13 protein-coding genes and 3 pseudogenes are annotated in these 26,764 nt (G+C 69.5%); 6 read left to right on the forward strand and 10 right to left on the reverse strand.

What is annotated here, in order from left to right; genetic code table 11:
* The first annotated feature begins 45 nt into the window (after window positions 1-45).
* Both QQY66_RS27605 and QQY66_RS27610 read left to right on the forward strand, forming a co-directional pair.
* Window positions 46-6,522 (forward strand): RHS repeat-associated core domain-containing protein, encoded by a 6,477-nt coding sequence (locus QQY66_RS27605; RefSeq protein ID WP_301982980.1) that lies wholly within the window; start codon window positions 46-48, stop codon window positions 6,520-6,522.
* 101 nt (window positions 6,523-6,623) lie between these two features.
* Window positions 6,624-7,133, forward strand: a complete 510-nt coding sequence (locus tag QQY66_RS27610; protein WP_301982981.1) for a hypothetical protein — start codon at window positions 6,624-6,626, stop codon at window positions 7,131-7,133.
* Window positions 7,134-7,744: 611 nt separating this feature from the next.
* Here the strand turns inward: QQY66_RS27610 and QQY66_RS27615 are convergent.
* Window positions 7,745-7,902 (reverse strand): annotated as a pseudogene (locus tag QQY66_RS27615) (integrase); the annotation flags it as partial.
* Between the two features lie 271 nt (window positions 7,903-8,173).
* Here QQY66_RS27615 and QQY66_RS27620 point away from each other — a divergent pair.
* Together QQY66_RS27620 and QQY66_RS27625 are read left to right on the forward strand one after the other, a co-directional pair.
* On the forward strand, window positions 8,174-9,448 hold the full coding sequence (locus QQY66_RS27620) for a glycosyltransferase (protein WP_301982982.1): 1,275 nt from the start codon (window positions 8,174-8,176) through the stop codon (window positions 9,446-9,448).
* Window positions 9,449-11,776: a glycosyltransferase family 39 protein gene (locus tag QQY66_RS27625; RefSeq protein ID WP_301982983.1), complete on the forward strand. Its 2,328-nt coding sequence runs from the start codon at window positions 9,449-9,451 to the stop codon at window positions 11,774-11,776.
* Between the two features lie 296 nt (window positions 11,777-12,072).
* Here the strand turns inward: QQY66_RS27625 and QQY66_RS27630 are convergent.
* Window positions 12,073-12,747, reverse strand: a pseudogene (locus QQY66_RS27630) (hypothetical protein); the annotation flags it as partial.
* Window positions 12,748-13,051: 304 nt separating this feature from the next.
* A complete protein-coding gene (locus QQY66_RS27635; RefSeq protein WP_301982984.1) occupies window positions 13,052-13,420 on the reverse strand; it encodes an RRQRL motif-containing zinc-binding protein in 369 nt (122 codons plus the stop codon).
* A gap of 421 nt (window positions 13,421-13,841) precedes the next feature.
* Here QQY66_RS27635 and QQY66_RS27640 point away from each other — a divergent pair, with 421 nt between their 5' ends.
* Complete coding sequence (locus QQY66_RS27640; protein ID WP_301982985.1) at window positions 13,842-16,361, forward strand: tetratricopeptide repeat protein; 2,520 nt, start codon at window positions 13,842-13,844, stop codon at window positions 16,359-16,361.
* Window positions 16,362-16,389: 28 nt separating this feature from the next.
* Here the strand turns inward: QQY66_RS27640 and QQY66_RS27645 are convergent, their stop codons facing one another.
* From QQY66_RS27645 to QQY66_RS27655, 3 genes and pseudogenes are all read right to left on the reverse strand, one after another.
* A complete protein-coding gene (locus QQY66_RS27645; protein WP_301982986.1) occupies window positions 16,390-18,075 on the reverse strand; it encodes a hypothetical protein in 1,686 nt (561 codons plus the stop codon).
* A 1,148-nt stretch (window positions 18,076-19,223) separates the two neighbouring features.
* Window positions 19,224-19,409 (reverse strand): annotated as a pseudogene (locus QQY66_RS27650) (TetR/AcrR family transcriptional regulator); the annotation flags it as partial.
* Between the two features lie 119 nt (window positions 19,410-19,528).
* Window positions 19,529-19,942, reverse strand: a complete 414-nt coding sequence (locus tag QQY66_RS27655) for a hypothetical protein (protein ID WP_301982987.1) — start codon at window positions 19,940-19,942, stop codon at window positions 19,529-19,531.
* A gap of 164 nt (window positions 19,943-20,106) precedes the next feature.
* Here QQY66_RS27655 and QQY66_RS27660 point away from each other — a divergent pair, with 164 nt between their 5' ends.
* Complete coding sequence (locus QQY66_RS27660; RefSeq protein WP_301982988.1) at window positions 20,107-20,646, forward strand: hypothetical protein; 540 nt, start codon at window positions 20,107-20,109, stop codon at window positions 20,644-20,646.
* Window positions 20,647-20,725: 79 nt separating this feature from the next.
* Here QQY66_RS27660 and QQY66_RS27665 read toward each other — a convergent pair whose 3' ends face one another.
* From QQY66_RS27665 to QQY66_RS27680, 4 genes are all read right to left on the reverse strand, one after another.
* Window positions 20,726-21,385, reverse strand: coding sequence for a response regulator transcription factor (locus QQY66_RS27665; RefSeq protein ID WP_301982989.1), 660 nt, complete (start codon window positions 21,383-21,385; stop codon window positions 20,726-20,728).
* A 120-nt stretch (window positions 21,386-21,505) separates the two neighbouring features.
* Window positions 21,506-23,212 carry a sensor histidine kinase gene (locus QQY66_RS27670; RefSeq protein ID WP_301987511.1) on the reverse strand — a complete coding sequence of 569 codons (1,707 nt, stop codon included), beginning with the start codon at window positions 23,210-23,212 and terminating at the stop codon, window positions 21,506-21,508.
* A 106-nt stretch (window positions 23,213-23,318) separates the two neighbouring features.
* Window positions 23,319-24,887: an alpha/beta hydrolase gene (locus QQY66_RS27675; protein ID WP_301982990.1), complete on the reverse strand. Its 1,569-nt coding sequence runs from the start codon at window positions 24,885-24,887 to the stop codon at window positions 23,319-23,321.
* A 180-nt stretch (window positions 24,888-25,067) separates the two neighbouring features.
* Window positions 25,068-26,762 carry a bifunctional 3'-5' exonuclease/DNA polymerase gene (locus tag QQY66_RS27680; protein WP_301982991.1) on the reverse strand — a complete coding sequence of 565 codons (1,695 nt, stop codon included), beginning with the start codon at window positions 26,760-26,762 and terminating at the stop codon, window positions 25,068-25,070.
* Window positions 26,763-26,764 lie beyond the last annotated feature (2 nt).

Genomic DNA, 26,764 nt, shown 5'->3' on the forward strand with positions numbered 1-26,764 from the left:
TCCACTTCTCCCGCTTCCACAGCTTGATCGCATGGAGGTCCGGTCATGAGTTCCGGCATGAAAGCCCGCTGGATCCGCGGCGCCCTGACACCTGTCGTCGCCGTGCTGAGCATGGCCTTGGCCGCTTCGGCGGGGCTGGGGGCACCGGTGGCGCATGCGGCCGGTGGCGGCCTGGGCAAGCCCTCCCTGCCCAAGCAGCGGGTCGACAAGGTCCGGGCGCACCCCGGCCTCGGTGCCAAGCGGGCCCGGGAGCAGGTCGCGAGAGGCAGAACCGTCAACGCGGCTCAGGCCAAGCGAGCGCGTGCCCAGCAGCACGCCGTCTGGCCCGCCGACGCCACGGCCACTGGGCGGATACCCGGGCAGGGTGCGACGCGGCTGATGGCGGGAGGACTGGCGGTCACGGTTGCGGCCGGTCGCGCGAATGGCTCCGCGTCAGGCCAGGTGCAGGTGCGGATTCTCGGGCAACGGCAGGCGCAGGCGGCAGGCATCAAGGGTGTAATCCTGACGGCCTCGGCGAGCGCACCGGGCTCCGCCCGACTGAGCGTCGATTACTCGGCGTTCGCCTCGGCCTACGGCGGCGGCTGGTCCGGGCGGCTGCGGCTGGTCCAGCTCCCCGCGTGCGTCCTGACCACACCGCAGAAAGCGGCCTGCCGGACGCAGACCCCGCTCGGCTCGCACAACGACATCGGCAAGCAGACCCTGACGGCCAAGGTCGGTCTCGGCCAGGCAGGCCGCGGCGCCGGTCCGGAGCGGGCCTCGCGTTCGATGCCGCGCGCCGCCCTGATGGCCGCCGATACGACCTCCTCGGCCACGGTATTGGCTGCGACCGCCACATCTGGGGAATCGGCGTCCGGCGCCGGCAACTACGCGGCCAGCCCGCTGTCGGCCTCCACCAGCTGGGCAGCCGGCGGCTCTTCGGGCGCCTTCAGCTGGTCGTATCCCATGACCACGCCGCCCGCCGCCGCGGGGCCGGCTCCCCAGCTGTCGTTGTCGTACGACTCCGGCAGCGTGGATGGCAGGACCGCGTCGACGAACAACCAGGGTTCCCAGGTCGGTGAGGGTTACGACCTGACCTCGTCCTACGTCGAACGGTCCTACGGCTCCTGTGACGACGACGGCCAGGACGGCAAGTACGACCTGTGCTGGAAGTACGACAACGCCCTGCTGGTGCTGAACGGCAAGTCCACCGAGCTGGTCAAGGACGACACCACCGGCGCCTGGCACCTCAAGGACGACGACGCCTCGACCGTCACCCACTCCACCGGCGCGGACAACGGCGACGAGGGCGACTCCGGCCTCGATGGCGCGGGCGAGTACTGGACGGTCACCACAGGCGACGGCACCAAGTACGTCTTCGGTCTCGACAAGCTGCCCGGCGCCGACACCCAGCGCACCAACTCGGTGTGGACGGTCCCGGTGTTCGGCGACGATTCCGGAGAGCCCGGCTACTCGGCCGGAGACTCCTTCTCCGGCCGTGCGCTCAACCAGGCCTGGCGGTGGAACCTGGACTACGTCGTGGACCCGCACGGCAACGCGATGTCGTACTGGTACACCGCCGAGACCAACTACTACGGCAAGAACGGCGCGTCCACCGGCACCGCCCAGTACACGCGGGGCGGCTACCTCACCAAGATCCTCTACGGCCAGAACAAGGACACCCTGTTCACCGGCACGGCCTCGGACGAGGTCACCTTCGGCTACGACGAGCGGTGCACTGCCTCCGACTGCTCCTCACTGACGTCCTCCACCGCCTCCAACTGGCCCGACGTCCCCTTCGACCGCATCTGCGCCTCCGGCGCCGACTGTCTTGCCACCGGTCCCACGTTCTTCACGCGTAAGCGCCTGACCAGCATCGACACCCACGCCTGGTCGGCCTCCACCAGTGCCTACACGGATGTCGACTCCTGGGCGCTGGCCCAGCAGTTCCTGGACCCCGGCGACATCGGCAACAGCTCCGACCAGACCCTGGTCCTCAAGAGCATCCGGCACACAGGCAAGAACGGCACCGCCGTCTCCCTGGATCCGGTGACGTTCACCTACCAGATGCGGCCCAACCGTGTCGATTCCTCCACCGACAACATCCTGCCGCTGAACCGGCCCCGTATTCAGACGATCACCTCGGAGACGGGCGCCGTCACCACCGTGACCCTCTCGAACCCGGAGTGCGTACGCGGCTCGACCATGCCGTCGTCCGAGGACAACGACACGATGAGCTGCTACCCGGTGTACTGGCACATCAACGGCGCCACCGAGGCGTCGCTGGACTGGTTCAACAAGTACCGGGTGACCGACGTCATCACCTCCGACCCCACGGGTCACGGCGAGACGATGGAGAGCCACTACAGCTACTCGGGCCCGGCCTGGCACTACAGCGACAACCCCATCACCCCGGACAAGGAGCGAACCTGGTCCGACTGGCGGGGCTACCGCACCGTCACCACCGTCAAGGGCGCGTCCAGCGAAACCCAGTCCAAGACCGTGTCGCTGTACCTGCAGGGCATGGACGGCGACAGGCAGAAGGACGGTACGACCCGCTCGGTCTCCGTTCCGGGCATCGGCTTCACCGGCCTGAGCGTGGCCGACCAGACCGACAGCGACCGCTTCGCCGGTTTCAGCCGTGAACAGGTCACGTACAACGGCTCCGCGCCGGTCTCCGTGACGGTCGACTACCCCTGGTCCCAGCTCACCGCCAGCCAGAAGAAGTCGTACGCCGACATCCAGGCCTACTTCGTCCGCACCTACAAGACCGAGACCTCCACCTACCTGACGGCCACCGCCGGCTGGCGCACGCACAGCGTGAACACCAGCTTCGACAGCTACGGCATGCCCGTCAGCGTCAACGACTCCGGCCAGCTCGGCCTCAGCGGCGACGAGACGTGCACCCGCACCTGGTACGCCCGCAACGCGAGCCTGGGCATCACCTCACTGGTCTCCCGCACCCGGGTCGTCGGCCGCGCCTGCTCCACCGCCGAGACCGACCTGAACCTGCCTGCCTCGTCCGGCTCCCGCGGCGATGTCCTGTCCGACAAGGCCACCGTCTACGACGGCACCAGTGCCACCGCCTGGACCGCCTCGCAGACTCCCACCCTCGGCAACGCCACCTGGACCGGACGTGCCTCCGCCTATCCAGCGACCGCCACCAACGGCGAGCGGTACCCGACCTCCTGGCAGACCGTCGCCAGCACGACGGGCTACGACACCCTGGGCCGGCCCGGGACCGTGACCGATGCCGCCGGCAACCCGACCACCACCGTCTACACCCCGACCACGACCGGCCCGCTGACCAAGGTCACGGTCACCAACGCGAAAACCCAGAAGAGCTACTCCTACCTCGACTACGCCCGCGGCACCCCCGTCAAGGTCTACGACGTCAACACGAAGCTGACCGAGTCGACGTATGACGCCCTGGGCCGGGTCACCGCCGTCTGGCTGCCCAACCGTTCCCGTGCCGCCGGATACGGCGCCAACTACACCTACGCGTACTCCGTCACCGGCACCGCCCCGTCCTGGGTCTCCACCTCCACCATCCGCGCCGACGGCGTCTACAACACCAGCTACACGATCTACGACTCGCTGCTGCGCTCGCTGCAAACCCAGTCTCCGACGGCGAACGGCGGCCGTCTGCTCACCGACACTCGCTACGACAGCCGCGGCCTGGCCTACGAGACCTACGCCGACGTCTTCGACTCTGCCACGTCCCCGTCCGGCACCTACGCACGGGCTGAATACGGTGGCGCGCCCAAGCAGACCGACACGGAGTTCGACGGCGCGGAACGTCCGACAAGCAGCACCTTCTACGTCTACGGCGTCAAGAAGCGGTCCACGTCGACGACGTACACCGGAGACTCCACCGCCACCACTGCTCCGGCCGGCGGCTCAGCCGTCCGCACCATCGCCGACATCTTCGGCCGCACCACCGAGCGCCGCGACTACTCCGGCAACGACCCGGCCGACACCGCCTACGGCGCGGGCAGCGGTGCCGCCTACACCTCGACCAAGTACGCGTACACCCGCGACGGCAAGCCGGACACCGTCACCGGCCCCGACGGCACCAAGTGGTCCTACACCTACGACCTGTTCGGCCGACAGGTCTCGGCGACGGACCCGGACAAGGGAACCACCACCACGTCGTACACCGACCTGGACCAGGTCTCCGGCACCACGGATTCCCGCAACACCACCCTCCTCTACGGCTACGACGAACTCGGCCGCACGACCGACGAGTGGCAGACGGCCAGGACCGATGCCGACAAACTCACCCACTGGGCCTACGACACCCTGGCCAAGGGCCAGTTGGACTCGGCCACCAGCTACGTCGGTGGCGTGACCGGCACGGCCTACACCCGGAAGGTCACCGCCTACGACAGCCTGTACCGTCCGACCACGACCCAGTTGGTCCTGCCGTCTACCGACCCCCTGGTCACCTCCGGCGCCGTGGCAGCGACGACGACGTCCTCGACGTACTACAACCTCGACGGCACCCGGCAGTACATCTCCGAGCCCGCGGCCGGCGGCCTCGCCGCCGAGACCGTCAACACCGGCTACGACACCGTCGGTCTGCCCACCACCGTCAGCGGCTCCAGCGGATACCTCCTCGGCGCCGCCTACTCCGCCATCGGCCAGACCGACCAGCTCACCCTCGGCACCTCCGCGGCAGCCGGCACCAAGAAGGCCTACATCACCAACGCCTGGGAGGAAGGCACCGACCGGCTCAAGCAGTCGGCCGTCACCGACCAGACCCACAACTACGAACTTCAGGAACTGAACTACGCCTACGACGACGCCGGCAACGTCACCTCCATCACCGACCCCACCACCCTCGGCGGCACGGGCAAGGCCGACGACCAGTGCTTCACCTACGACGGACACCGGCGCCTGACCGAGGCCTGGACTCCGACCACCGCCGACTGCTCCACCTCCGGCCGCACCGCGGCCAACCTCGGCGGTGCCGCCCCGTACTGGACCTCGTACTCCTACAGCGACAGCGGGCTGCGCGACACGGAGACCAGCCACACCTCTGCCGGCGACACCACCAAGACCTACTGCTACGGCGACACCGCTCACCCGCACGGACTGACCGCGACGACCACGGCGTCCTCATGCACGGGAGTCACCGCCACCTACGCCTACGACAAGACCGGCAACACCACCGGCCGACCCAACGGCACCGACTCCCAGAGCCTCACCTGGAACCCCGAGGGCCGGCTCGACACCCTCACCGAGAAATCCAGCTCCGGCACCACGAAGAGCACCACCAGCCACATCTACGACGCTGACGGCAACCTCCTGATTCGTCGCAACACCGGTGGAGAGACCGTTCTCTACCTTGACGACGCCACCGAGGTCCACCTCGACGCGTCCACCTCGACGACCAAGTACTGGGCCCAGCGCTACTACACCGCAGGCGCCACCACGATCGCCCTGCGCAGCAACCAGACCGGCACCGAAACACTGTCCTGGCTCGCCGCAGACCGGCACGGCACCAGCAGTCTCGCCCTCGACGCCACCAGCCAGGCGATCACCACGCGTTACACCACCCCCTTCGGGGCGCCGCGCGGCGGCGGCACCGGAACCTGGCCCGACGACAAGACCTTTCTCGGCAAAGCCACCGACTCCACCAGCAGCCTCACGTATGTCGGCGCGCGCGAATACGCCCCTGCCACCGGCCGCTTCCTCAGCGTCGATCTTCTCCTCGACACGAGCGACGCACAATCCCTGAACGGCTACACCTACGCCGACGACAACCCCACCACTGGCAGTGACCCCACCGGGCTGCGGGACTGCGGCGAAACCGAATACTGCGGAAAGGGCAGCAGGCCCAACCTGGAGTACGGAACCGCAGCGAGCGCTGACGCGAAGGACATCCTCCCCGACGGCAGGCACGTCGACGCGGCTGTGGTCGGGGCCACCGCGGCCGCGATCCGAGCAGCAGCAGCACAGACCACGTACGAGCAGGACGCGTACATCGCCAAGATCAGCGGCAAGAATTCGGTTTCAGGGGCCGTTGCCGTTGCTGATCAGGAATGGCAGACGAAGGAATATCTTGCGGCTGCGCGCGAGGTTCGGGCGGATGTGCTGGCGAGCCTGCAGAAACTCGTCGCCGAAGGAAAGCTTTCACCCACTCAGTTCAGGCGGTTCACGACCATCTCCGTGGCGTGGGACGAGAAAAAGAAGACGATCTACTGGGCCGCTCTGAAGTCGCAGCGCAAGGGCAGTAGAGGGTACTGCGCCGAAGACCTTTGCGACAGCGAGGCGGAAAGCCACGGTTCCAAGAAGGAGGACCTTCAATTCACGGAGACTCTTCGGCCTCGCGACGAGGAGGAGGTGGAAATCTGCATACGATGCCAGGACTCCCACGAGCTTGATCAGTTCAAGGCGTCCGGTGCGAAGATGCAGGAAGGAGGGCGACTAGCCGAGCTCCAGAATTCCGAAGCGGTGTCGGAAGCCGAAGCGGAAGAGTACGCAGAACTCGAAGCGGAGAGTATGGCTCAGGCCGAAGCCATGGCGTTTGAGGATGAGTGACATCCGAGAATGAGCAAGTGTTTGGGTTTCTGTCGCCTGAGCGTTCCCGGAAACCGCAAAGGCGACAGAATCCGGACTTTCGCATGGGCTAATATGGCGCTATGGATGAAGACTGGTTCGAAGTTGAAGACGATGAAGTGGACGACCGACAGAAGGCGTTCGTGGACCGGGTGAGGTCGTACGCTCGGAATTGGCCAGAATGCCTACCCCAGTACACGACCGTGCTGGTTTTCGAGCCAGGGGAGGAGATGGACGACGATGAAATCGAAGAGGACAAAGGCGAACTGCGCCTGATCGTCGACGTATGCGATATTATCGGGAAGCGTGTCCTTCTGACGCTCGGAGCCATTCTGGTCGAAGGCGAACTTCTGTGCAGCGCTGTGCACAACCAGACCTACTGGCCCGAGGAGAACCCGTTGGTGACGACGGTGAAGTCCTCCGGTGACCCGGAGGAACTGGGAGAGACTGCTGCGGCCTGGTTCGAGGAAGTCCTGCGCCGACCGGTGATCGGACAAATCAGCGGTCCAGGCCGCTGGTCGTTCGTCCCACCGGGAAGCCCCCTTCCGAAGGGGTACCGCTGGATGCGTGGAGGGCACCTGTCGCAGGCGTAGCCGTCCATCGAGACGCCGTCCCGCCTCTCTGGCGGTGGCCTCAGAGCGGTTCGCATCAGCGGCTCAGGTCGACCCGGACGACATGGCCGACCTGACAACCACTGAGGCCGGGGAGCCCGCACATGCGGATCTCGTTGCGGAACTCGCCGCTTCGGCGGAAATCCTGCTCGTGTCGCTGCTCCTCAATGTTCCAAGGCGGCTCGCGACGCGGACACGTTGACCGGTGTCTTCTCATGGGTCGCGGTCGATCTCGATCGGATCCACCGAATGAAGCCGACCGGACTGCGGTCGTGTCCCGATCCGTTGGCAGGGGAGCGCAAGGGGAGCGCGGACGCCTGTGGACGGTGCAACACGGGGTACGAACAGCGGGACCACGACATGTGCTCTGATCTGCGAAAACGGGATCTGATGCGACCACGCAGCACAGCCCGGCACGACCCCTATCGGGCTCGTAATGCGTAGGTCTCGGGTTCGAATCCCGAAGGCGGCTCCATCTGAAGCCCAGGCCAGACGGCGTCTGACCTGGGCTTCTGTCGTTCAGCGGACCCGACGACGACGGCGCGCACGGGCCGTGCGGCTGTCCGTGGTCTCTATTGTGGTCTCAATTGCAGGTTCCGGCTCTTCTTCGTCTTGGGGCGGGTGAAAGTCAGGCCCCGCCCTTGCGCTCCGGGCAGATGCTCGCGTGCTTCGTGCAGTCCTTCGGGCACGGCGCGGGGCATCCGCGCCTGTAGCTCTTGTGCGTCCTGCAGCCCGGCGGACACGGCTCGAAGCCGACCGGGCTGGCGGAGCCGCTGTGCGAGGAGAGGGCAATCAATTGGGGACGGGAGTAACTTCCGTGCTCATGGGAGTAGGCGCCGCTCCGTTCTGATTCACGGTATTTTCGCCCCATTCAAGCGCACATTTCGGCCCGTCATGCAATCCTTATGCGTTTTCAACATGCGAGGCGCATACTTCGCAGAGGGATTCCTTTTAGTTGATTCTGATAACGGCTTAAGGGTTTCCTCATGCTCCGCTGAAGGTGGCATCCCAGTGTGACGGCCATGAACGAATCGGTCGTACTGGCGCGAGAGCCCGCCGACGAGGCGACGCCACCCGGCCCGGACGGTCCCGCATCGGGCCCGGCACACCTCGTCGAGGTCGTGATCCCGGTCTACAACGAGGAAAGGGTCCTGGAGCGGAGCGTCCGAAGACTCCACGTCTACCTCACCGAGGGCCTGCCGTACCGGTTCCGGATCACCATCGCGGACAACGCCAGCACGGACGGCACCTGGCAGGTCGCCACCGCCCTGGAACGGCGGCTCGCACACGTCCAGGCGGTGCACCTGGACCTCAAGGGACGTGGCCGGGCCCTGCGCCATGTCTGGAGCCGCAGTGACGCCGACGTCGTCAGCTACATGGACGTGGACCTGTCCACAGGGCTGGACGCGTTCCTGCCGCTGGTCGCCCCGTTGATGTCCGGTCACAGCGACCTGGCCATCGGCAGTCGTCTGCACCGCGGCTCGATGGTGGTACGCGGCCCGAAGCGGGAGTTCATATCGCGGACGTACAACATGCTGCTGCGTACCACGATGGCCGCCCGTTTCTCCGACGCGCAGTGCGGCTTCAAGGCCGGCCGCACCGATGTGGTCAAGGCGCTGCTGACCCACGTCGAGGATGAGGCATGGTTCTTCGACACCGAGCTGCTGCTGCTCGCCGAGCGCAGCGGGTTGCGGGTGCATGAGGTACCGGTGGACTGGGTGGACGACCCCGACAGCCGGGTCGACATCGTCCGTACCGCATTGGACGACCTGAGGGGGATGGTCCGAGTCGGTCGCCGGACGCTGTCCGGGTCGGCCGGAGTGCGGGTGCCGCCGCGGGAGCGGCCCCGCATCTCCACCGGGGTGCGCGGGCAGCTGTCCAGCTTCACGGTGATCGGCATCTGCTGCACCGTCGCCTACCTGCTGCTGTACCTGCTGCTGAGGCAGTTGATGCCCGCGCTGGCCGCCAACGCGCTGGCGCTGCTGGTCACCGCCGTCGCGAACACCGCCGCCAACCGTCGCTACACCTTCGGCCTGACCGGCCCGCGTGACGCATTGCGCCACCAGGTGGAGGGCGGGCTCGCCTTCGTCATCGGGCTGGTGGTCAGCACCGGCACCCTGGCCCTGGTGCGGACGGACGAGCAGCACGCCTCCCGGCTGGCCGAACTCCTCGCGCTGGTCGGTGCGAACGTTCTGGCCAGTGCGGCCAGGTTTCTTCTCATGAGGGTGTGGGTGTTCAACCCGCACCGCACGAAACGCCAGTTGTACGGCACACCTGTGCCGTCCGAGGAGCACTGAATGAGTGACAGAACGTACGCACCGCCGCGCGGGGTACTCGACCGCACAGCCGAGGCCGAGCGACCTGGCAACGGCGGCTCCCGACTCGGGCGGCTGCTGCTCGGTGGGCCGGACGATCCCCGGTGGGCCCGGCCCGCACTGTGGGCCGTGATGGTGCTGGCCGCCGCGCTCTACACATACGGGCTGGGCGCGAATGGCGATGCCAACAGCTACTACGCGGCGGCGGTGCTGTCCGGTACCAAGAGCTGGACCTCCTTCTTCTTCGGCTCCCTGGACACCGGCAACTTCATCACCGTGGACAAGCCTCCGGTGGCGTTGTGGCTGATGGGACTCTCCTGCCGGGTATTCGGGTTCGGTACCTGGCAGATGCTGCTGCCGATGGCCGCTTCCGGTGTGGCCTCGGTCGCGGTGCTGTACAGCGCGGTCCGGCGGGTCTTCGGGTACGCGGCTGCCACGGTCGCGGCGCTGGTCATGGCCCTGACTCCGATCACGGTGGCGATCACCCGGGACAACAACCCCGACCCCGTCCTGGTGCTGCTCTGCGTCTGTGCGGCCTGGTTCCTGCTGGAGGCGGTGCGCAGCGGCAAGCTGCTACCGCTGGTCTGGTCGGCGGTGCTGGTCGGTTTCGCCTTCAACGCCAAGATGCTCCAGGCCTTTATCGTGCTGCCCGCCTTCTTCGTGACGTATCTGTTCGCCGCGCCCGGCCGCATCGGGCGACGGATCAGGCACATCCTGGCCGCCGGGGTCGCGCTGGTGGTGTCCACCGGCTGGTGGATGGTGACCGTGGACTCCATCCCGGCCGCCGACCGGCCCTTCATCGGCAGCAGCACCAAGAACTCGATCTGGGACCTCGCCACCGGCTACAACGGCCTGGCCCGCATCCTGGGCAAGGGCGGCGGCAAGGGTGGCGGGCGGGGCGACGCGGTACGGCATGCCGGTGGTACGACAACCGATGCCGTACACCAGTTGGCCCAGACCGCTGCCGGGCGGGCCGGCGGTGGTGGCAGAGGCGGCTTCGGCGGGTCCACCGGCATCAGCCGGCTGTTCAGCGAACAGCTCGGCGGGCAGATCTCCTGGCTGCTGCCCTTCGCGGCGGTGGCACTGATCAGCGCCCTGGTACTGCGCGGGCGTCGGCCCCGGACCGACTGGAAACGTGCCGCACTGGTGCTGTGGGGCGTGTGGATGCTCACCCACTTCGTCACGTTCAGTTACGCCTCGGGGACGTTCCATCCCTACTACACGACGATGCTCACCCCGTCGGTCGCCGCTCTGACCGGCGCGGGCGGGGTGGCGCTGCTCCGGGCGGTGCGCCGGGGCTCGGTGTGGGCGGGCGTGCTGGCGGCGGCGGTGCTCGGTTCGGCTGCCTGGGCGGTGGTGCTGCTGCGCCGGACGCCGGACTTCGCCTCCTGGTTGTGGCCGCTGATCGCGTTGGCCGGCCTGGTCGCGGTGGTGGCGTTGCTGGTCGGCACGGCTCGGGAACCGCGTGCGGCGGTGCCCCGACGTGGGCGACGGCTCCTCCCCGTCGGCGCGGTGACGGCGCTGGTCGCGCTGTTGGCCGGTCCGGCGGCGTACGCGACCGACACCGTCGCAGCGGGAGCCATCCAGGGCAGCAATCCGATGGGCGGCCCCTCAAGCCGTACCGGCGGCTTCGGAGGCTTCGGCGGCCTCACCGACCTCCGGCCGGGCCTCAAGGGCCAGTACGGGCACGGCGCGTACGGCGGCTTGGGTCGCTTCATGGGCGGCGGCGGTCATGGTGGCGCGGACATGATGGAACAGCTCCGCACAAGCAGGGGCTTCGGCGGTGGGCGGGGCGGCTCGACCAGTCCCAAGCTGATCAGCTACCTCGAACGGCATCAGGGCGGCGCGAAGTGGCTGGTGGCCACCTCCAACGCCACCTCGGCGGCCCGGATCATCCTGGCGACGGGCGGCAAGGCGGCCCTCGCCATGGGCGGTTTCACCGGCAGCGACCCGGCGATGACGGTCACGAAGTTCCTGAGGTACGTGTCATCCGGCCGACTGCACTACGTCCTCGCCGGTGGCGGCGCGTTCGGCGGCGGTTTCGGTGGCGGCCGGGGCGGCGGCACCTCACAGGTCATGTCGTACGTCCAGACGCACTGCTCGGCGGTGCCCGCATCGGCGTACGGGGGCACTGCCACATCCGCCACATCCCTGAGGACGGCGGGCTCGGACACGTCCGGCACATTCGGCGGCGCGTCGCGCGCATCGGGTGCTTCGCCCCGTTCGGCCGGGATGGGCCGCCAGGCTGCCGGCAGTGGTCGTCCTGACAGTACGGCCGCCTCGCAGACGCTGTACGACTGCACTGGTTGACCGGCACCACACGGCCCCGCCGGAAAGCCCGGCGTGGCAGGCGCGCCCCGGGCCGGCGCCAGGTGGGCGGCCCGCGTGAGCGTTGCGTGAGCGGACGGCCCGGCACAGGCCGTCCGCAGCCGGACGGCGCAACGCGCCGCGCGGCGCTGATCTGCGGAAACAGCACCGCGTGGCACACGCCGACACCACCCGCCACGACCCCGGCAGTCCTCGTAATGCGTAGGTCTCGGGTTCGAATCCCGAAGGCGGCTCATCCAAAACCCAGCTCAGACAGCGTCTCAGCTGGGTCTTGTCGTTCAGCGGATGCGGCGGCGACGCTGCGCGCGTGCCGCGCGGCGGTCCGTGGTCTCGGTCTTGGTCTCAATTGCGGGTTCCTGGCCAGGCATGAAGGCGTCTTCCATGCGGCGCATCGCGTCCTTCGAAAGGTGCGATGCAGTTCCTCTTCGGACGGGTGAAGACCAAGCCCTCGCCTTTTCGGTCCGGGCAGGCACTGGCGTGCTTCGTGCAGTCCTTCAGACACGGCTTGGGGCATCCACGCTTGTAGTTCTTGTGTGTCTTGCAGTCCGGTGGGCACGGATCGAATCGGTGAAGACGCTCACCGCAGGCCCAGAGTCTCGCCCACCGGAAGCCCATACCGACGCCAACGCACCACCGTATGAAGGTTGGCCGCTTGGCGGCAGCCTCCAGGAACGCCTTTGCCTCTTCTGTCGTGAATGGATTCGCCTCGGTCTCGTCCACGGCGGGCGGGTCCAGGAGGGTGGCCACGTTCTCGACGATGAGTCGACGGCGGTGTGGCCCTCATCGAGCATCACGCGATACATCCGCTCCAGATGCTCCGGCTGAAGCTTGTCGATCCGGTGCTTGCCGATGCCGGGGACGATGTCGTTCCTGGTCTTGGACCAGTAGTCATCCGGGGAACGCGGCTTGAGCTTCAAGGATGCGATGTCGGTCAGGTAGGTGGTCATCCACTGTCGGCTTCGAGGCGGTGGAAGAGTTCGTTGTCGTCGTCGGGGTGCTTCACTGAGGGTTCCTTCCAATGGGAGGCAGGCGGGGTCCGGCCGTCGCTGTAGGAGGTGGGCGGACGGACCCCGCACGGTGGTGCTACGGGGGGTGGCATGGGGGAATCCGAGTTCAGGACGCGGCCGTGCAATTGGTGCGGCCAGCCGGTGCAGCAGCCAGAGAGCCGCTGGCGAAGGCGGCGCTTTTGCAGCAAGGCACACCGCCGCAGGAACCGGATCCTGGAGGCTGTCACGGAATTCCTGGACATCTGGTAGGTCACGCAGCGCGTTCGTCGGGATAGGCGCAGGGCACGCACATGCCGAGCGAGGCAGGGATGACGTATCCGGCGTCCTGTCGGCAGGCGGGGCAGGTGCGGCGGGCAGGCATGGCCTTGGCGAGCGCGGCCCACTTGCCCGGCGTCATCGGCCGGACGGGCTTGGCGCGGTCGACGTGGTAGGGGTAGGCGACGAGCGGGCCGCGCCGGTAGCGCGGGCGCATGATCTGCGCCGCTGTCGACTGCCCACCGGGGCGTAGGCCGCGGGCCCGTAACTGCCGTTTGGTGGCGAGTCCGTCGGGGGCGTAGCGCCACGGGTGGGTGGGCAGTCCGTGCCTCGCGCCGGTCGGGTCGAAGCACTTGGCGAACATCAGGCGGCCTCAGCCGTCGTGCCGTCGCCCTCCGGGGCGGCGTGTGTGGCGGCGCAGGCGCTTGGCGTTGCGGTCGCTGTATCCGCGCGGCACGTCTGTCCCTCTCGCGCGCTGCCGACCCAGCACGGCAGGTACGAGAGCGGACTGCTTCGACTTGGTGCTGTGGGTACTGCGGCGGGTGGAGCAGACCTCGACTTCTTTCTCCCGGGACGACACCGCGGTCGGGCGGTGTCAGGAGGGGCCTCCCGTAAGGCCGTCTCCCAAGGTGCCGTCACGGTCAGTCGGTGTCTTGCGATACGCCGATGCGCTCACCCGTGTGCAGCAGTGGTACGCGGCGGGCTGGGCTGTCCAAGCGTCCAAGACCTCTCTACGGTTGGTGTTCGACTGCCTTGAGGGACTGGATGAGGGCGAAGGGGGCTGTGTGGAAGCCGAGTTGGCGGCTCTTGCCGCGTCGGGGGCAACGGCGTTGGCCGGGTTGATGGTTTCGGATGCGTACGAGCGAGCGAAGAGCGGGCTGACCCGGCTCTTCGGGCGACGCGCTTCGGATGAGGCCGCCGAGGAGGAACTGCAAGCCACGTACGAGGAGTTGGACAGGGCTCACACGGTGGGTGACGCCGAGGCTCAGGCAGTTGTCCAAGCCCGCCTGCGGCAGCGGCTGGAAGGCCTGTTCCAGGAGGATCCGGACGCAGCCGAGGAACTGGCGCGGCTGTTGTCCGAGCTGGCGCCGGACGCGTCACGTACCTTCGTCAACTTGGTCAGCGGCGGAGTGAACCACGGCCCGGTCTTCCAGGGCTCACCCATCCACGGTGACGTCCACTTCCACGTCCCCCCGGCGCCCTCGTCTGCGGCGGGCCGGTCCGCCAGGCCGGATCAAGTGCCCGTCGTGACCGGGCCGTTCAGTGATCGGACGGCTGAACTCGGGACCCTGCAGACGAGGCTCGGCGCGCTGGCGGGCGGCTCCGGATCTGTGGGCGTCGATGTGCTGTTCGGGCCTCCGGGGGTCGGCAAGTCGGCCATGGCCTGGCGGTGCGCGGAGAAGGTCAAGGGGCATTTTCCGGACGGGCAGTTGTACGTGGATTTCGCGGCCCTGCGCGACCAGGCCACGCCGCTGACCGGTCCTGGCGGAGACGTCTCCGAGGCCCTGGCCATGTGCCTGAGGTCGTTGCCGGGAGGTGAGCTCGGCATTCCGGACTCGCTCCTCGACCGGACCAATCTGTTCCGGTCGCGCACGGCCGACCTGCGCATCCTTCTCGTCCTCGACGACGTCGACCAGCCTGCACAGGTTCGCGCCCTGATTCCCAAGGGGGCAGGCAGCGCCGTACTGGCCACGAGTCAGGGCAGGATCGGGGAACTGGCCGTCCAGGGCGGTGCCCGGTTGGTCCGCGTCAAGCCGCTGGACACACATGGTGGGCTGGAACTGCTGAAAGACCGGTGCGGACCGGAGGCGGTCGAGGCCGAACCGGAGGCCGCGCGGCGGCTGGTGGAGCTGTGTGACGGGCTGCCCGTGGCCTTGCTGGTGGTGGCGGCGCGACTGGACGACGAGAGTCTGAGCATGGCGGAACTGGCCGCCGAACTCGACGACGAGGCAGGCCGGCTGGCCGGACTCGCACTGGACGGGGAGGAGTCCTCGGTGTCCGCAGTTCTGGGCCCCTCCTACCGGCTGCTGCCGCCCGACGCGGCCCGGCTCTACCGGCTGCTCGGATGGCTGCCGTTCGGACTCTTCGACGCCGGCGTGGCCGCGGTCGCTGCCGGCGTGGACCCGGGGAGCGCGAAGCGCCTGCTGGGCGTGCTGGCGAAGGCCAGCCTGGTGGAGAAGATGCGCGACGACCGGTACCGCATGCACGACCTGGTCCGTCTGCACGCCCGCGAGTGTGCGGCCGACGAGGAGCCGCGGACCGAGCGGACGGCACTGACACAGCGCGTCGGAACCCACTACCTCGTGCTGAGCGCTTTCGCCGACCGGGCGCTCAGGAGAGAGCGGCTGCGGATCGCCAACCTCGACGACCTACTGCGGGACGCCCACGACCCATTCGCTGGAGCGAGCGGTCCATCGCCGCTGGAGTGGCTGAACGCTGAGCGTTCCGCCATCCTCGCGGTACTGCGCGAGACCGTCCGGCACGAGCTGTACACCCTGGCCTGGCGACTGGCCGAGGCGTTCTCGGTGCTGTTCCTCTACCACCGCTACCTCAGGGCGTGGACGGAAACACTGGAGCTGGGCATCAAGGCGGCCGAGGCGGCGATCGTCGTAGCGGAAACGGCAGGGGGGACCGACGAGGAGGCCACGGCGGGCTGTGCCCGGCTGCGCAGCCTGCTGTCACGTCCGCTGCTGGACCTCGGGGAGAACGACCGCGCGGGAGAGCAACTGGAGGGGGCCGTCGCCCTGGCCGAGGCGACCGATCGCCTCGCCTTGCGGGCCTCCGTTCAGGAATTCCTCGGCCGTTACCTGGATGTCGTTGCCCCGACCGAAGCGGCCGGGGCGTACCGGCGCTCCCTCGAACTCAACGAGCGGGCCGGGGAAACCCGCGGTGCCGCCCTCGCCACCTTCTTCCTCGGATGCGCCCTGGATGCAGGGGGCGATCACGCGGAGGCCATGGACCTGCTGCGCCGGGCACAGCGGGACTTGGAGGACCGTGAGGAGCCCGACCGGCGGATGGCGGCGCGGGTGAAGGCCGCCATCGGCGTCGTACACGGGAATCTCGGCGACACCGGGCAGGCGATCAACGACCTGCGGGAGGCGATCCGGGAACTGTCCGAGGTAGCGGACGGAATGCAGTACGAGGCGCAGGCCCGAGTGCGACTCGCCGACATCGCCCAGAGGGAGGGCGGTCACGAGGAGTTGGTGCGCGAGTGCCTGGGCCGAGCCGCCGACATCTACGAGGCGCTCGGCAACCAGCGCCTGACGGAGGAACTGCGCCAGAGGTTGAGCGATCTCGACCGCTGAACCTGGTTCCCGATGTGCCCAGGCGGCACTATCCGGTCGGCAACGCGGGACGAAGCCGCAGAACGACGTCCTCGTCCCGCAAGTCACCGATCCGCAGCGTCACTTGGGTGTCGTCAAGCGGAAGTCCCGCGCGCAGGCAGGCATAGACGACTGCGGCCGGCAGGCCCGGATCCAGTACCGGGCCCGTGGCCGCCGCCTCCACGACCCGGCCGTCCCGCAGCCCGACCAGACAGCCGCCCCCGCGCACCGCCGATGCCGCGAGAAGGCTTCCGGGCAACCGAGCGAGGCCGTCCTCGATCCAGCGCAGCGCCGTCACCGCGGCGGATGTGGGCCGGCGTCGGACGAGAACCGAGGCGCTCTCGGTCAGCCGACGGTCGCGTTCGTCGTCCGCGCAGGCGAGGTGCGTGAAGAGGGCGGCGGACTCCGGGCGGGTCTTGCCGTACGAGGCGACGGCTGCCGGAAAGCGGTGCACGGTGACGGTCGGTGCCACGCTGTCCCCGGTGACGTTCGTGGTCACCTGCCAGGAGGTGGCTGGCGCGGCGGGCGGATCCGGATCCGGCAGTACCAGTGGAGCGGGTGGGGGAGAGGAGGGCTCCGGAAGCTTCAGCAGGCGGTAGAGGGCGGTGCGGAGCCGGGCCAGGGCGTGCCCCGGTTCGGCGAAGGCCTGCGCGGCGACGGCGGCGTACTGCTGGGGCGTGTGCCCGCGTATGACGTCCTCCACCTGCCGGCGCAGGTTCCCGCGAGTGTCGAGCCGGGGCGCGACGGCCGCCAGCTCGTGGACGGCGGTCCCGGGCACCGCGTCGCTGCCGAATGCCGCGAGCAGCAGTGGGTTGCCGGCCGCCGCGCTGTACAGCGTCACCGAGCCGTGATCGCCCACGACGACATCGGCGGCGACGAGCGCGGGCCGCCAGGCGTGGACGGCGGGCATCAGCAGCAGACCCGCGTCCAGGGCCGCGGCCAGCAGGGTGCGGATCTGCCAGGCCCCGTGAGCCGACCACACATTGGGGTGGACGATCGCGCCGACCTGGTACTCGTCACAGGGCAGTTGGGCGATCAGACGCGGGAGAAGATCCGGGAGACTCCCCAGGAGCGAAGTGCGGCCCCAGGTGGAACTGACCATGACCAGACGCTGATGCTCCGCGACGCCCAACGCCTCTCGGTACGCCCCCCTGCGCGACCGGCTGCCCACCAGCTCGTCGAAGCACGGGTCACCCACCATCAGCGTGCGACCGGCCGCTTTCGGATGGGTGGCGATCAACTGTTCCTCCTGCGCCGGATGCGAGACCGCCAGCCAGGCACGTCCCGACTCCAGGAGGGAATCCGGTACGACTCCGGAGAGCCTCTCGTGTGGACTGCGGGAATCCGGCACGAACTTCTGGAAGCCGACGCCGTGCGGCAACACCAGCACCGGGCAGTCGCCCTCCGGCACGTCGATGTTCTCGCTGGCGGACAGGATGAGGTCGGGGGCGATGTGCCCCAGCTGCTCCCAGGGAGCGACCCGGCAGCCGGCGGCGTGGAGGAGGTCGAGGACGCCGTCGTTGAACGCGGAGGTGGGGTCGTAGGCGAAGACGACGGTCACGCGGGCGTCGTCGCGCAGGAGCGACGGCAGTGTTTCGAGGGCGCGTACGGTCGAAGTGACGGTACGGGCGGCGACGACAAGGGTGCGGTCGCCGTGGAAGGTGCTCCAGCGGTGGGCATCAGAGCCCACGGGCACGCGAAGGGGTTGGCTACCGAACAAGCCGACCGCCTCTAACAAACCCACGCCTCCAGTCGGTCAGCGGCTCGCGGCTCGCGGCTCGCGGCTCGCGGCTCGCGGCTCGCGGCTCGCGGCTCGCGGCTCGCGGCTCGCGGCTCGCGGCTCGCGGCTCGCGGCTATGGTTGCTTTATCGCATTTCAAGCCGGTTAGCAATCCTTTGGGTGGCCCTGTGGTCAGTGGGGCAGTGTCTGAACTCGTACACGGTAACGAACCATGCCGACTGCAATGTAAGCCTTGGTCGCATGATCGACAGTTGGCGCTTAGGCACGAAACGCGGGTTCGTAGACGGGGCATGGACGATAGGTCCGTTCGAACGTCGACCACCTCGGCAGCACGGCGGAGGTGGAAGCGACGCACCGCCGGAGAGGTCGGGGCGAGTCGCTCGAAGAGGTCGGAGATCTTGTCCGGGTGGAGGAGGGAGCCGTCCTCCTCGGTGAAGATGCGGCCGCTCGCCTGGCCGCTGGTACGCCGACTCCCCGACGGCCCCGCGGTGCCGGCCTCCGGATCCGCCGTTACGGGAGAGGTGGCCTCGGCGAGACCGGCGGTCGTACTGCTTGTCGGCACCGGGCTCCTGTGGGCCGTCACCATGGGCGCATGGTCGTACGCCTTGGTCCTGGGGCGTCAGCACACCGGCATAGCGTCGTCGCACTCGTCGGCGCCGTGGTGGGACCCATCGCCGCGCGGCACTTCGGGCGTATGCGGTCGATGGCCGTCTTCGTCACGGCGCAGGCCCTCGCGATGGCGGTCCTGATCTTCACCCACGACTCCGTGCTCTTCGTCGTCGCGGCCGTCCTCTGGCAGACCTGCCAGCCGGCCGTCCTGGTGCAGATGATCGCCGCCGCGGCGCTCATCGACCCGACCGGCCGCCTGGTGGCCTCCGACGGTGCCGGGGCCGGCGTAATGAGTCTCGTCCTGGCGATCGGCACCTTCGCCGCCTCGCTGCCCCTGCTGCGGATGACGGTGGCCGGCGGGAAGGCCACGACGAACCGCGGCCCGGACGCGTGCCGACGGTCTGAAGACGTCGTCCAGTTCTCCCGACCTCGCGGAACGGCCGCTGCCCCTGTCCGATGTCAGGGGCAGCGAGGTCGGCCTGTTCCGCCCTGCCGTCAGCTCGTAGGCAAGGTCACGAGCTCCAATCGGCCTCCGCCGAGAGCGACGACAGCGGAGACCAGGGCCTGCAGACAGGTGAGCTCGGCCTCCTCGTCGGGCAGTGAGAGATGCTGCTCCGCGAGGCCGTCGAAGCCGGCCAGGAAGAACCGGGCGATGGTCTCCGGCGGCTGGGCGAGCTGGTGAATCGACTTAGTCCCATGAGCAAGTCGTTCGATCAAGTGGCCGTGGAGGGGAGGCGACCTGCCGTCCCTCGACCAGGCTTCACACGGACCCCCCGGATTCCCCACAGCGGAACGAGGCCTCAACGGTTGAACCACTCCCGCCCCGGCGCCCCCAGCATGGTCTTCGCGATCAGGACGGCGATGATCATCCCGACCACCGCGGTGGGCATCCCCGCGACGAAGAAGTTGATCAGCGAGAACAGCACGATCACGCCCTCGACCGCGACCACAGTGATCCGCACCCACCCGAACCGCTTCCACGCGAAGATCCCGGAGACGACGAGTGCGATCGCCGCGCACAGGGCGGAGTACGTGGAGAAGCGGACCAGTCCGAGCTGCTCGACCTCCTGATTGTGATCGAGACGGTCGTTCACCAGCATCATGAGGAAGAACGCGCCGAGGAGATTGAACACGGCCTGGATCCACACGCCCACCAGCGCCGCCTTGACGCCGCCCGGCATACGCTCGCTGCGCTCCGACACCTGAGTGACCACGAGTCCCACACCCCTTCCCGTGCACCTGAGGACCGACGCGACGGCGGAGTTCCGCACCGCCGCCCGCCTCACTGTGCTGGGTGTGCCTCGGGACCGGTCCCCGCGCGGCGGGGCTACAACGAGACCGTTCCGATCTCCGACGTCTCCGACGACCGGGAGTCCCTGTGAGTGCCTCGTCCCCGTTCCCGCGCTGGTCGGCGGGTGGTGCCCTGCTGCTCGCGCTCCTGGTCGCCGGGTGCGGCTCCGCGTCCGACGGCGATACGTCCGACAGCGCTGCGTCCGGCAAGGGCCGAGCCGATGACCGTACGCCTTCGGCCGAGCCCACCCCCACTCCCACTCCCACCCCCACCCTCACCGCCTCCGACGGCACGCGCTACTCCGCGTGCGCCGACGGCACCTGCGAAGTGGCCATCTCCCGCCCCGTGGAGTTCGCGGTGAACGGCAGCATGTTCAACGTCACGAAGGTGAACCGCGGAAACAGCCTCGAATTCAAGCTGGCCCTCTCATACGGCGCGCGGGGTTCCGGCACCCTGGCGGCCAACTGCGGCGTCACCAGGTTCATGCCGGGTCGCCTCAGCACCGAGAGGTGCACCGACGACAACCGCTCCCAGAAGCCGCCCGCTCCGCAGGCGGGCACGCTGGCGCTGCAGATGGCCGGATGGGACGCCGACAACGCCGCGGTCGTGCGGCTGGTGTCCGGCTGAACAAGTCCGCTGCGCAAGCGGGCATGAGGACGTCATGCGGGGATCAGGACGTCAAGCGGGCATCCGGACGTCGCGGGAATCACGACGCGGCCCCCAACCCCGCATCCCGCGCCAGCAGCGCCGCCTGCACCCGGTTCTCGCACTGCAGCTTCGTCAGGATCCGGCTGACGTAGGTCTTCACCGTCGCCTCGCTGACATGGATCCGTTCGCCGGCGTCGGCGTTCGAGAGCCCCTCCCCGAGAAGCGCGAGGACTTCCAACTCCCGCTCGCTGAGCGACTCCAGGCGCCGCCGCGCCTCCTCCGCGCGGGCCGCCGCCCGGCCCGAGGCGAGCGAGTCGACGACGTGGCGGGTGGCGCCGGGGGAGAGGTACGCGTCCCCGGCCGCCGCAGCCCGTACCGCTTGGATCAGCTCGCCCGGTGCCGAGTCCTTCAAAAGAAATCCCGCGCCGCCGTGGCTCAGTGCGCGCAGTACGTTCTCGCGTTCGCCGAACGTCGTGAGGATCAGCGGGCGTACGGACGGCGCGGCCCGCCGTAGCTCGGCCAGGGCACTCAGCCCGTCCAGCACCGGCATCTGGATGTCGAGCAGGGCCACGTCGACGGCGTGGGCCCGGACCAGGTCGACCGCCTCGCGGCCGTTGCCGGCCTCTGCCACGACGTCGATGTCGTCGGCGGAGGTGAGGATCATCCTGATGCCCGCCCGGATGAGCGGTTCGTCATCCGCGACGAGGACCCTGATCACAACTCTCCCGCAAGGCTTCCGGTAGGGACGCGTAGGACGTCGCGTAGGACGTCACTTAGGACATCGCGTAGGACATGAGGACGCCTCTACCTTACTCACGCCCCAAGAGAGGCCGTATGACTACGACTTGACCGTGTACGACTGCTTCTCGATCAGCTTTCCGTCCTTGAAGCAGAACCGGAAGAGAGGCTCGTCATCCAGGTTGTCCGGTATCTCAGTCGACAGGAGGACGAGGCAGTCGGCGCCCTTCGGCTTCGCGGGCCCCTTGTCGTGCAGGCCGTCGGTCAGGAACGACTTGCCGTCCGGCAGCTTGCCTCGTACGACCGTCTCGGTGTCGCCGACCTTCACGGACTTGTAGACGGACGGTTCGATCATGGCCTTGTCGCTCTCGTCCCACAGTTTGGCGATGCCCCAGACGGCCAGCACTCCGAGACCGACGATGATCACGAGTGCGGCGCCGCACCCGATCGCGATGCCCTTCTTCTTGCTTCCCATGGCGAGGTCGAGCTCCTTCTGCTTCTCCGGCGGGCCGGACCAGTCGATGACCGCTCCACCGTCGCCGGGCCGCACCCCCTCGCTCTGCCCCCGGAAGTCGTTCGCCGCTTCGACGAACGTCGTCACCTGCGGCGCCGAACCCGCCCGCTCCGCGCTCCCGTACGGCAGGACGCCCGCGACCCGGAACCCCCCGCCCGCCGCCGGCCCGGCATGCACCATGCCGCCGACCAGCCGGGCCCGTTCCTGCAGCCCGGTCAGCCCCTGCCCGCCGCTCACCACGAGCCGCCGCCCGCCGTCCGCCGCCGCGGGCACCGGCCCGTTGGCGACCTCGACCACCAGCGAGTCCGGCTCATACCGCAGCTCTACGACGATCGGGGCGCCCGGCGCGTGCTTCAGCGCGTTGGTCAGCGCCTCCTGCACGATCCGGTACGCCGCATGGTCCGCGGCGGGGGCCAGCGACCGCTCCTCGCCCGCCCGCCGCAGCTCTACGTCCGCCCCCGCGCCCCGCGACGCCTCCACCAGGCCGTCGATCCCCGCCACGCCCCGGGTCGCGGGCGCCGCCTCGCTCTCGTGCTCCTGCGCGTGCGTACCGTCGCGCAGGATGCCGACGGCCTCGCGCAGCTCGTGCATCGCGGCCACGGACGCGTCGCGCAGCACCCCGACGGCTTCACGCTGCCCGTCCGTCAGCTTGCGGTCGACCTCCAGCGCACCGGTGTGCACGGCGATCAGCGCCAGCTGGTGGCCGAGGCTGTCGTGCATGTCCTGGGCTATGCGCTGGCGCTCCCGCAGGCGGGCATGGGAGGCGATGATCTCGCGTTCCCGCAGCAGTTGGGCGTTGTGCTCGTGCAACGCGTGCATGAGGGTGCGGCGTTGGGCGCGGTAGCGGGCGGCGAGGCCGGGCACGACGGTCGTCGCCAGGAACGAGAGGGTGGTGAACAGCAGCGTCTGGGCCGCGGGGAGGCTGGACTCCGTCTGGAGGACGGACACCGCCGCATTGAGGACGTACGAGAGCGTGAACGCCGCCAGTGCCCATCGCGGCGCCTTGATCCTCGGGCCCGCCGACCAGCCCGCGACCGTCAACAGGGCCCAGAAACCGGGGAGTTCGGCGGCGAGCGCGCCCGTCAGGACGAGCACGCTCGCCGGGAACGCCCGTCGCAGCAGGGACATCGCGGCGGCGGCCAGTGCCACGGCGACCGTCGCCGCCGGGCCGTCGTCCAGCACACCCAGCGTCGCCGACAGGGCCAGCAGCAGGGCGAGGACCGTCTCGCCGACGATCCGCCGACGGGACCACATCCCCGCCACGACCAGTCGTTTCCAGCCGGCGCGGGCCATCGTCGTCACATTCACACGCCAAAGGTAGGTGTCGACGACCTTGCCCACAGCATCCGTTCGTCGCACCCGCGTCCGACGAAAGTCGCACCGTACGCCTGGACGGCGCTCACTTCCGGCAGGTCGGGTTTCCGGTGGGCAGCCGCCCGGACTCCAGGTACGCGTTCACCTTCGCGTCGACGCAGGCGTTGCCGTACTCGCCGTACACACCGTGCACGATGGCTCCTTGCAGGGTCAGCAGGCGGGAGCCGGTCAGCAGGTTGTGCATGGCCCTGCTGCCCCGGTAGGTGGTGGCGGTGTCGCCGGTGGCGGAGACGATCAGGGCGGCGGTGTCGTTGGCGATCGTGGTCGGCTGCTCGCGGGGCGGCTCGGGCCAGAAGGCGCATGGGGCGATGTTGTTGGTCATCGGTCCGAAGAGGGGGTGGCGGGCCCGGCTGCGTTCGACATCGCGCCAGTAGACCTCGGGATCCCGGGGCGCGGCCGCGTCGCCGCAGATGATCGCTGCCGCGGGGCTGGCGAGAGGCGAGCTCGAGGCGTCGAGCGCGAAGCGCAGGAGACCCGCCAGCTCCGGGGTCGGTTCGACGGCGACCCCCTTGGCCGCCTTGTCCAGCACGCCGACGGCGCGTGCGAACGCGGCACGCTGCTCCTCGTGGTCGCTGCCGCTGCTGTTCGAGATCAGATACGGCAGCACGTGCTCGTCGATGTCGTACGTGCCGACGCGCAACGGCCGTTCCCTCGCCGCCTCGGCGATCCGCTGCACGGTGGCGAGCACGGCGGCCCGGCTCGCGCCCAGGCCGTACGTCCCGTGCCGCGCCGCGGTCCAGGACGCCCAGGCGCGCAGCGCCCGCTCCGCGGGGATCTCCCTGCCCCGCAGCAGTCGGGGGCCGTACGTGCGTGGATCGCCGGCGCTGTCGAGGACCACCCGGTCGGTGCGGCCGGGGAACATCTGCGTGTACACGGCGCCGAGATAGGCGCCGTAGGAGTAGCCGAGGAAGGAGATCCGGCGCTCGCCCAGCACCGAGCGGACGATGTCCATGTCGCGGGCGGTGTTGCGGGTGGTGACGTACGGCAGAACGTCGCCGTGCCGGGCGGCGCACCGCTCGGCGAGATCCTTCTGGAAGGCGACCTGGCGGTTGAACGCGGCCCGGCTGTGCCCGGCCGAGCGGATCCAGATGCCGGCGGGCCAGCCGCAGTCGAGTGCCTCACTGCGGCCCACGAACCTCGGGTCCATGCCGATCACGTCGTACCGCGCGGCCGTCTTGCCGAGGTGGGCGCGGGTCCTCAGCGGCATGCCCAGCGTCGGCTCGGCGGGACCGCCGCTGTTGAGCATCAGCGTGCCGATCCGGTGCTTCCGGTCGGCCGCGGGTAACCGGGACAGGGCGATCTCCATCGTCCGGCCCGTCGGGCGGGAGTAGTCGAGCGGCACGGTGACCCGCGCGCACCGGGCCCCGGCCCGGTCCAGAGCGATCCCCTCCTCGTCGTCCGGCCCCTGCCGGCAATCGGTCCAGGTGATGTGCTGGCGGTGGTAGGCGGCCAGTCCGGTGCCGGAGTCCTCGGCGGCGTGGGCCGCGGTGCCCGAGGCGGCGAGCGCCAGTACGCCGAGGGCTGCGCCCAGGCGCTTTGCCGAGGTACCCCAAGTCAGCGCGTGGGTGCGTGTTTTGCGTGTTTTCGTCATCATGCGGCGAAGCTAAGCGCTCCGCGGGATGTGCCGCAATTGGCCGTCTGTTTTCTGCGGGTCCGTCGTGGCTTGTCGCGCCCACGCGGCGGAGCCGCATATCGACACAGCCCCGCGCCCCTTCGGGGCGCTGCCGAACCCCAGCCAGAATCGGCGTACATGACGACTCTCGCGGCGGGCTGATCATTTCGCGTCCGCGTAACACTCCACGACCGCCGTCGTGAACGGAAACCGCACCGGCGTCTCGCCGAACGTCAGCCGGCCCGCGAGGTCCGACGCCTCCCGGATCGCCGCCACGACCGTCTCGGCCTCCTCCTCGGGACAGTGCACGATCACCTCGTCGTGCTGGAAGAAGACCAGCTCCGCCGCCATGCCCGCACAGGCCTGCCGCAGCGCGGCGAGCAGCAGCAGGGTCCAGTCGGCGGCGCTGCCCTGGACGACGAAGTTGCGGGCGAAGCGGCCACGGGCGCGGGCGTTGGTGGAGGCGTAGCCCGGCACCCAGGCGTCGTCGCCGGGCGGCGCGTCGGCCGGACCGTCCTGCGGAATCCCCGCCTCCTCCGTGGTGGCGTCGGTCGCTCCGGCCGCCGGGGGACACGTACGCCCGAGCCAGGTCCGTACGAGCCGCCCCTCCGCGCCCTCCCGCGCCGCGTCGTCGACGTACGCCACCGCCTTGGGGAAGCGGCGTCTGAGGGCGGCGAGGTTCTTCAGGCCGTCGCCGGACGTCTGCCCGTACACCGCCCCCAGGACGGCGAGCTTGGCCTGGGCGCGGTCGCCGGAGAAGGCGCGGTCGGACACCGACTGGTACAGGTCGGTCTCCCGGCCGGCCACCTCCATCAGTCCGGGGTCGCGGGAGATGGCCGCGAGGACGCGCGGCTCCATCTGGTCGGCGTCGGCGACGACCAGCCGCCAGCCGGGATCGGCGACCACCGCGCGCCGGATGACCTTGGGGATCTGCAACGCGCCCCCGCCGTTGGTCACCCAGCGGCCGGTGACGGTCCCGCCCGCGAGGAACTCGGGCCGGAACCGGCCGTCCCGGACCCAGTCCTGCAGCCAGGACCAGCCGTGGGCGACCCAGATGCGGTACAGCTTCTTGTACTCGATCAGCGGCTTCACGGCCGGGTGGTCGACGGACTCGATCTCCCAGCGGCGGGTCGATCTGACCTTGATCCCGGCCTGCGCGAACGCCTTGATCACATCGGCCGGCAGATCGGGCCGCACCCGGCGCCCGAACGCGGCCGACACCTCGTCCGCCAGCTCCGCCAGCCGCCGCGGCTCCCCGCCGCCCGCATACCGCTCGCCGAGCAGTTCGTGCAGCACCCGGCGGTGGACGTCGGCGCTCCACGGCAGCCCCGCCCGGTTCATCTCGGCGGCGACCAGCATCCCCGCCGACTCGGCGGCCGTCAGCAGCCGCATCCGCTGCGGATGCGCCGCCCGGTCGTGCCGGCGCTGCTGCTCGGCGTAGACCTCGACGAGGTCGGCCAGCGGTACGTGCACGGACTGCGGCTCGAAGAGGGGTGACTGGGCGCCGGGTTCGGCCGAGCGCTGGGGCGGATCCGGCGGTACGGGGCCGCGGCGCAGCCGGGCCAGGGCGGCGGCTGCCGAGCGGGGTTCGCCGGACCGCCCCTCGTGGCCGAGCAGGAGGGTCTCGGCGTCCTCGATGTCGTAGCACCGCTCCACTCGCACCCCCGTGGCGAGCAGACGCGGATAGACCTCGGCGGTGGAACGCCAGACCCAGCGCGTGACCTCCGGCCGGCCGCGCACCGCCGCGGCCAGGTCCGGCTCCCGCACGACCGGTCCGGCGGGCAGCCCGTCCGAGCCGAGGGGGGCGAGCTCGGCGCCGCCGTCCTCGGCCGGAGCGAGTGCCCACCGATCGGTCATGC

It is taken from the genome of Streptomyces sp. DG2A-72 (genome assembly GCF_030499575.1).
Taxonomy (GTDB): Bacteria; Actinomycetota; Actinomycetes; order Streptomycetales; family Streptomycetaceae; genus Streptomyces.

Excerpts from the sequence above, each read along its gene's own strand:
- QQY66_RS27680 (WP_301982991.1), bottom strand. The coding sequence starts at position 26,762 with ATGACCGATCGGTGGGCACTCGCTCCGGCCGAGGACGGCGGCGCCGAG.
- QQY66_RS27670 (WP_301987511.1), bottom strand. The coding sequence starts at position 23,212 with ATGGCCCGCGCCGGCTGGAAACGACTGGTCGTGGCGGGGATGTGGTCC.
- QQY66_RS27635 (WP_301982984.1), bottom strand. The coding sequence starts at position 13,420 with ATGTTCGCCAAGTGCTTCGACCCGACCGGCGCGAGGCACGGACTGCCC.
- QQY66_RS27610 (WP_301982981.1), top strand. The coding sequence starts at position 6,624 with ATGGATGAAGACTGGTTCGAAGTTGAAGACGATGAAGTGGACGACCGA.
- QQY66_RS27675 (WP_301982990.1), bottom strand. The coding sequence starts at position 24,887 with ATGATGACGAAAACACGCAAAACACGCACCCACGCGCTGACTTGGGGT.
- QQY66_RS27620 (WP_301982982.1), top strand. The coding sequence starts at position 8,174 with ATGAACGAATCGGTCGTACTGGCGCGAGAGCCCGCCGACGAGGCGACG.
- QQY66_RS27605 (WP_301982980.1), top strand. The coding sequence starts at position 46 with ATGAGTTCCGGCATGAAAGCCCGCTGGATCCGCGGCGCCCTGACACCT.
- QQY66_RS27625 (WP_301982983.1), top strand. The coding sequence starts at position 9,449 with ATGAGTGACAGAACGTACGCACCGCCGCGCGGGGTACTCGACCGCACA.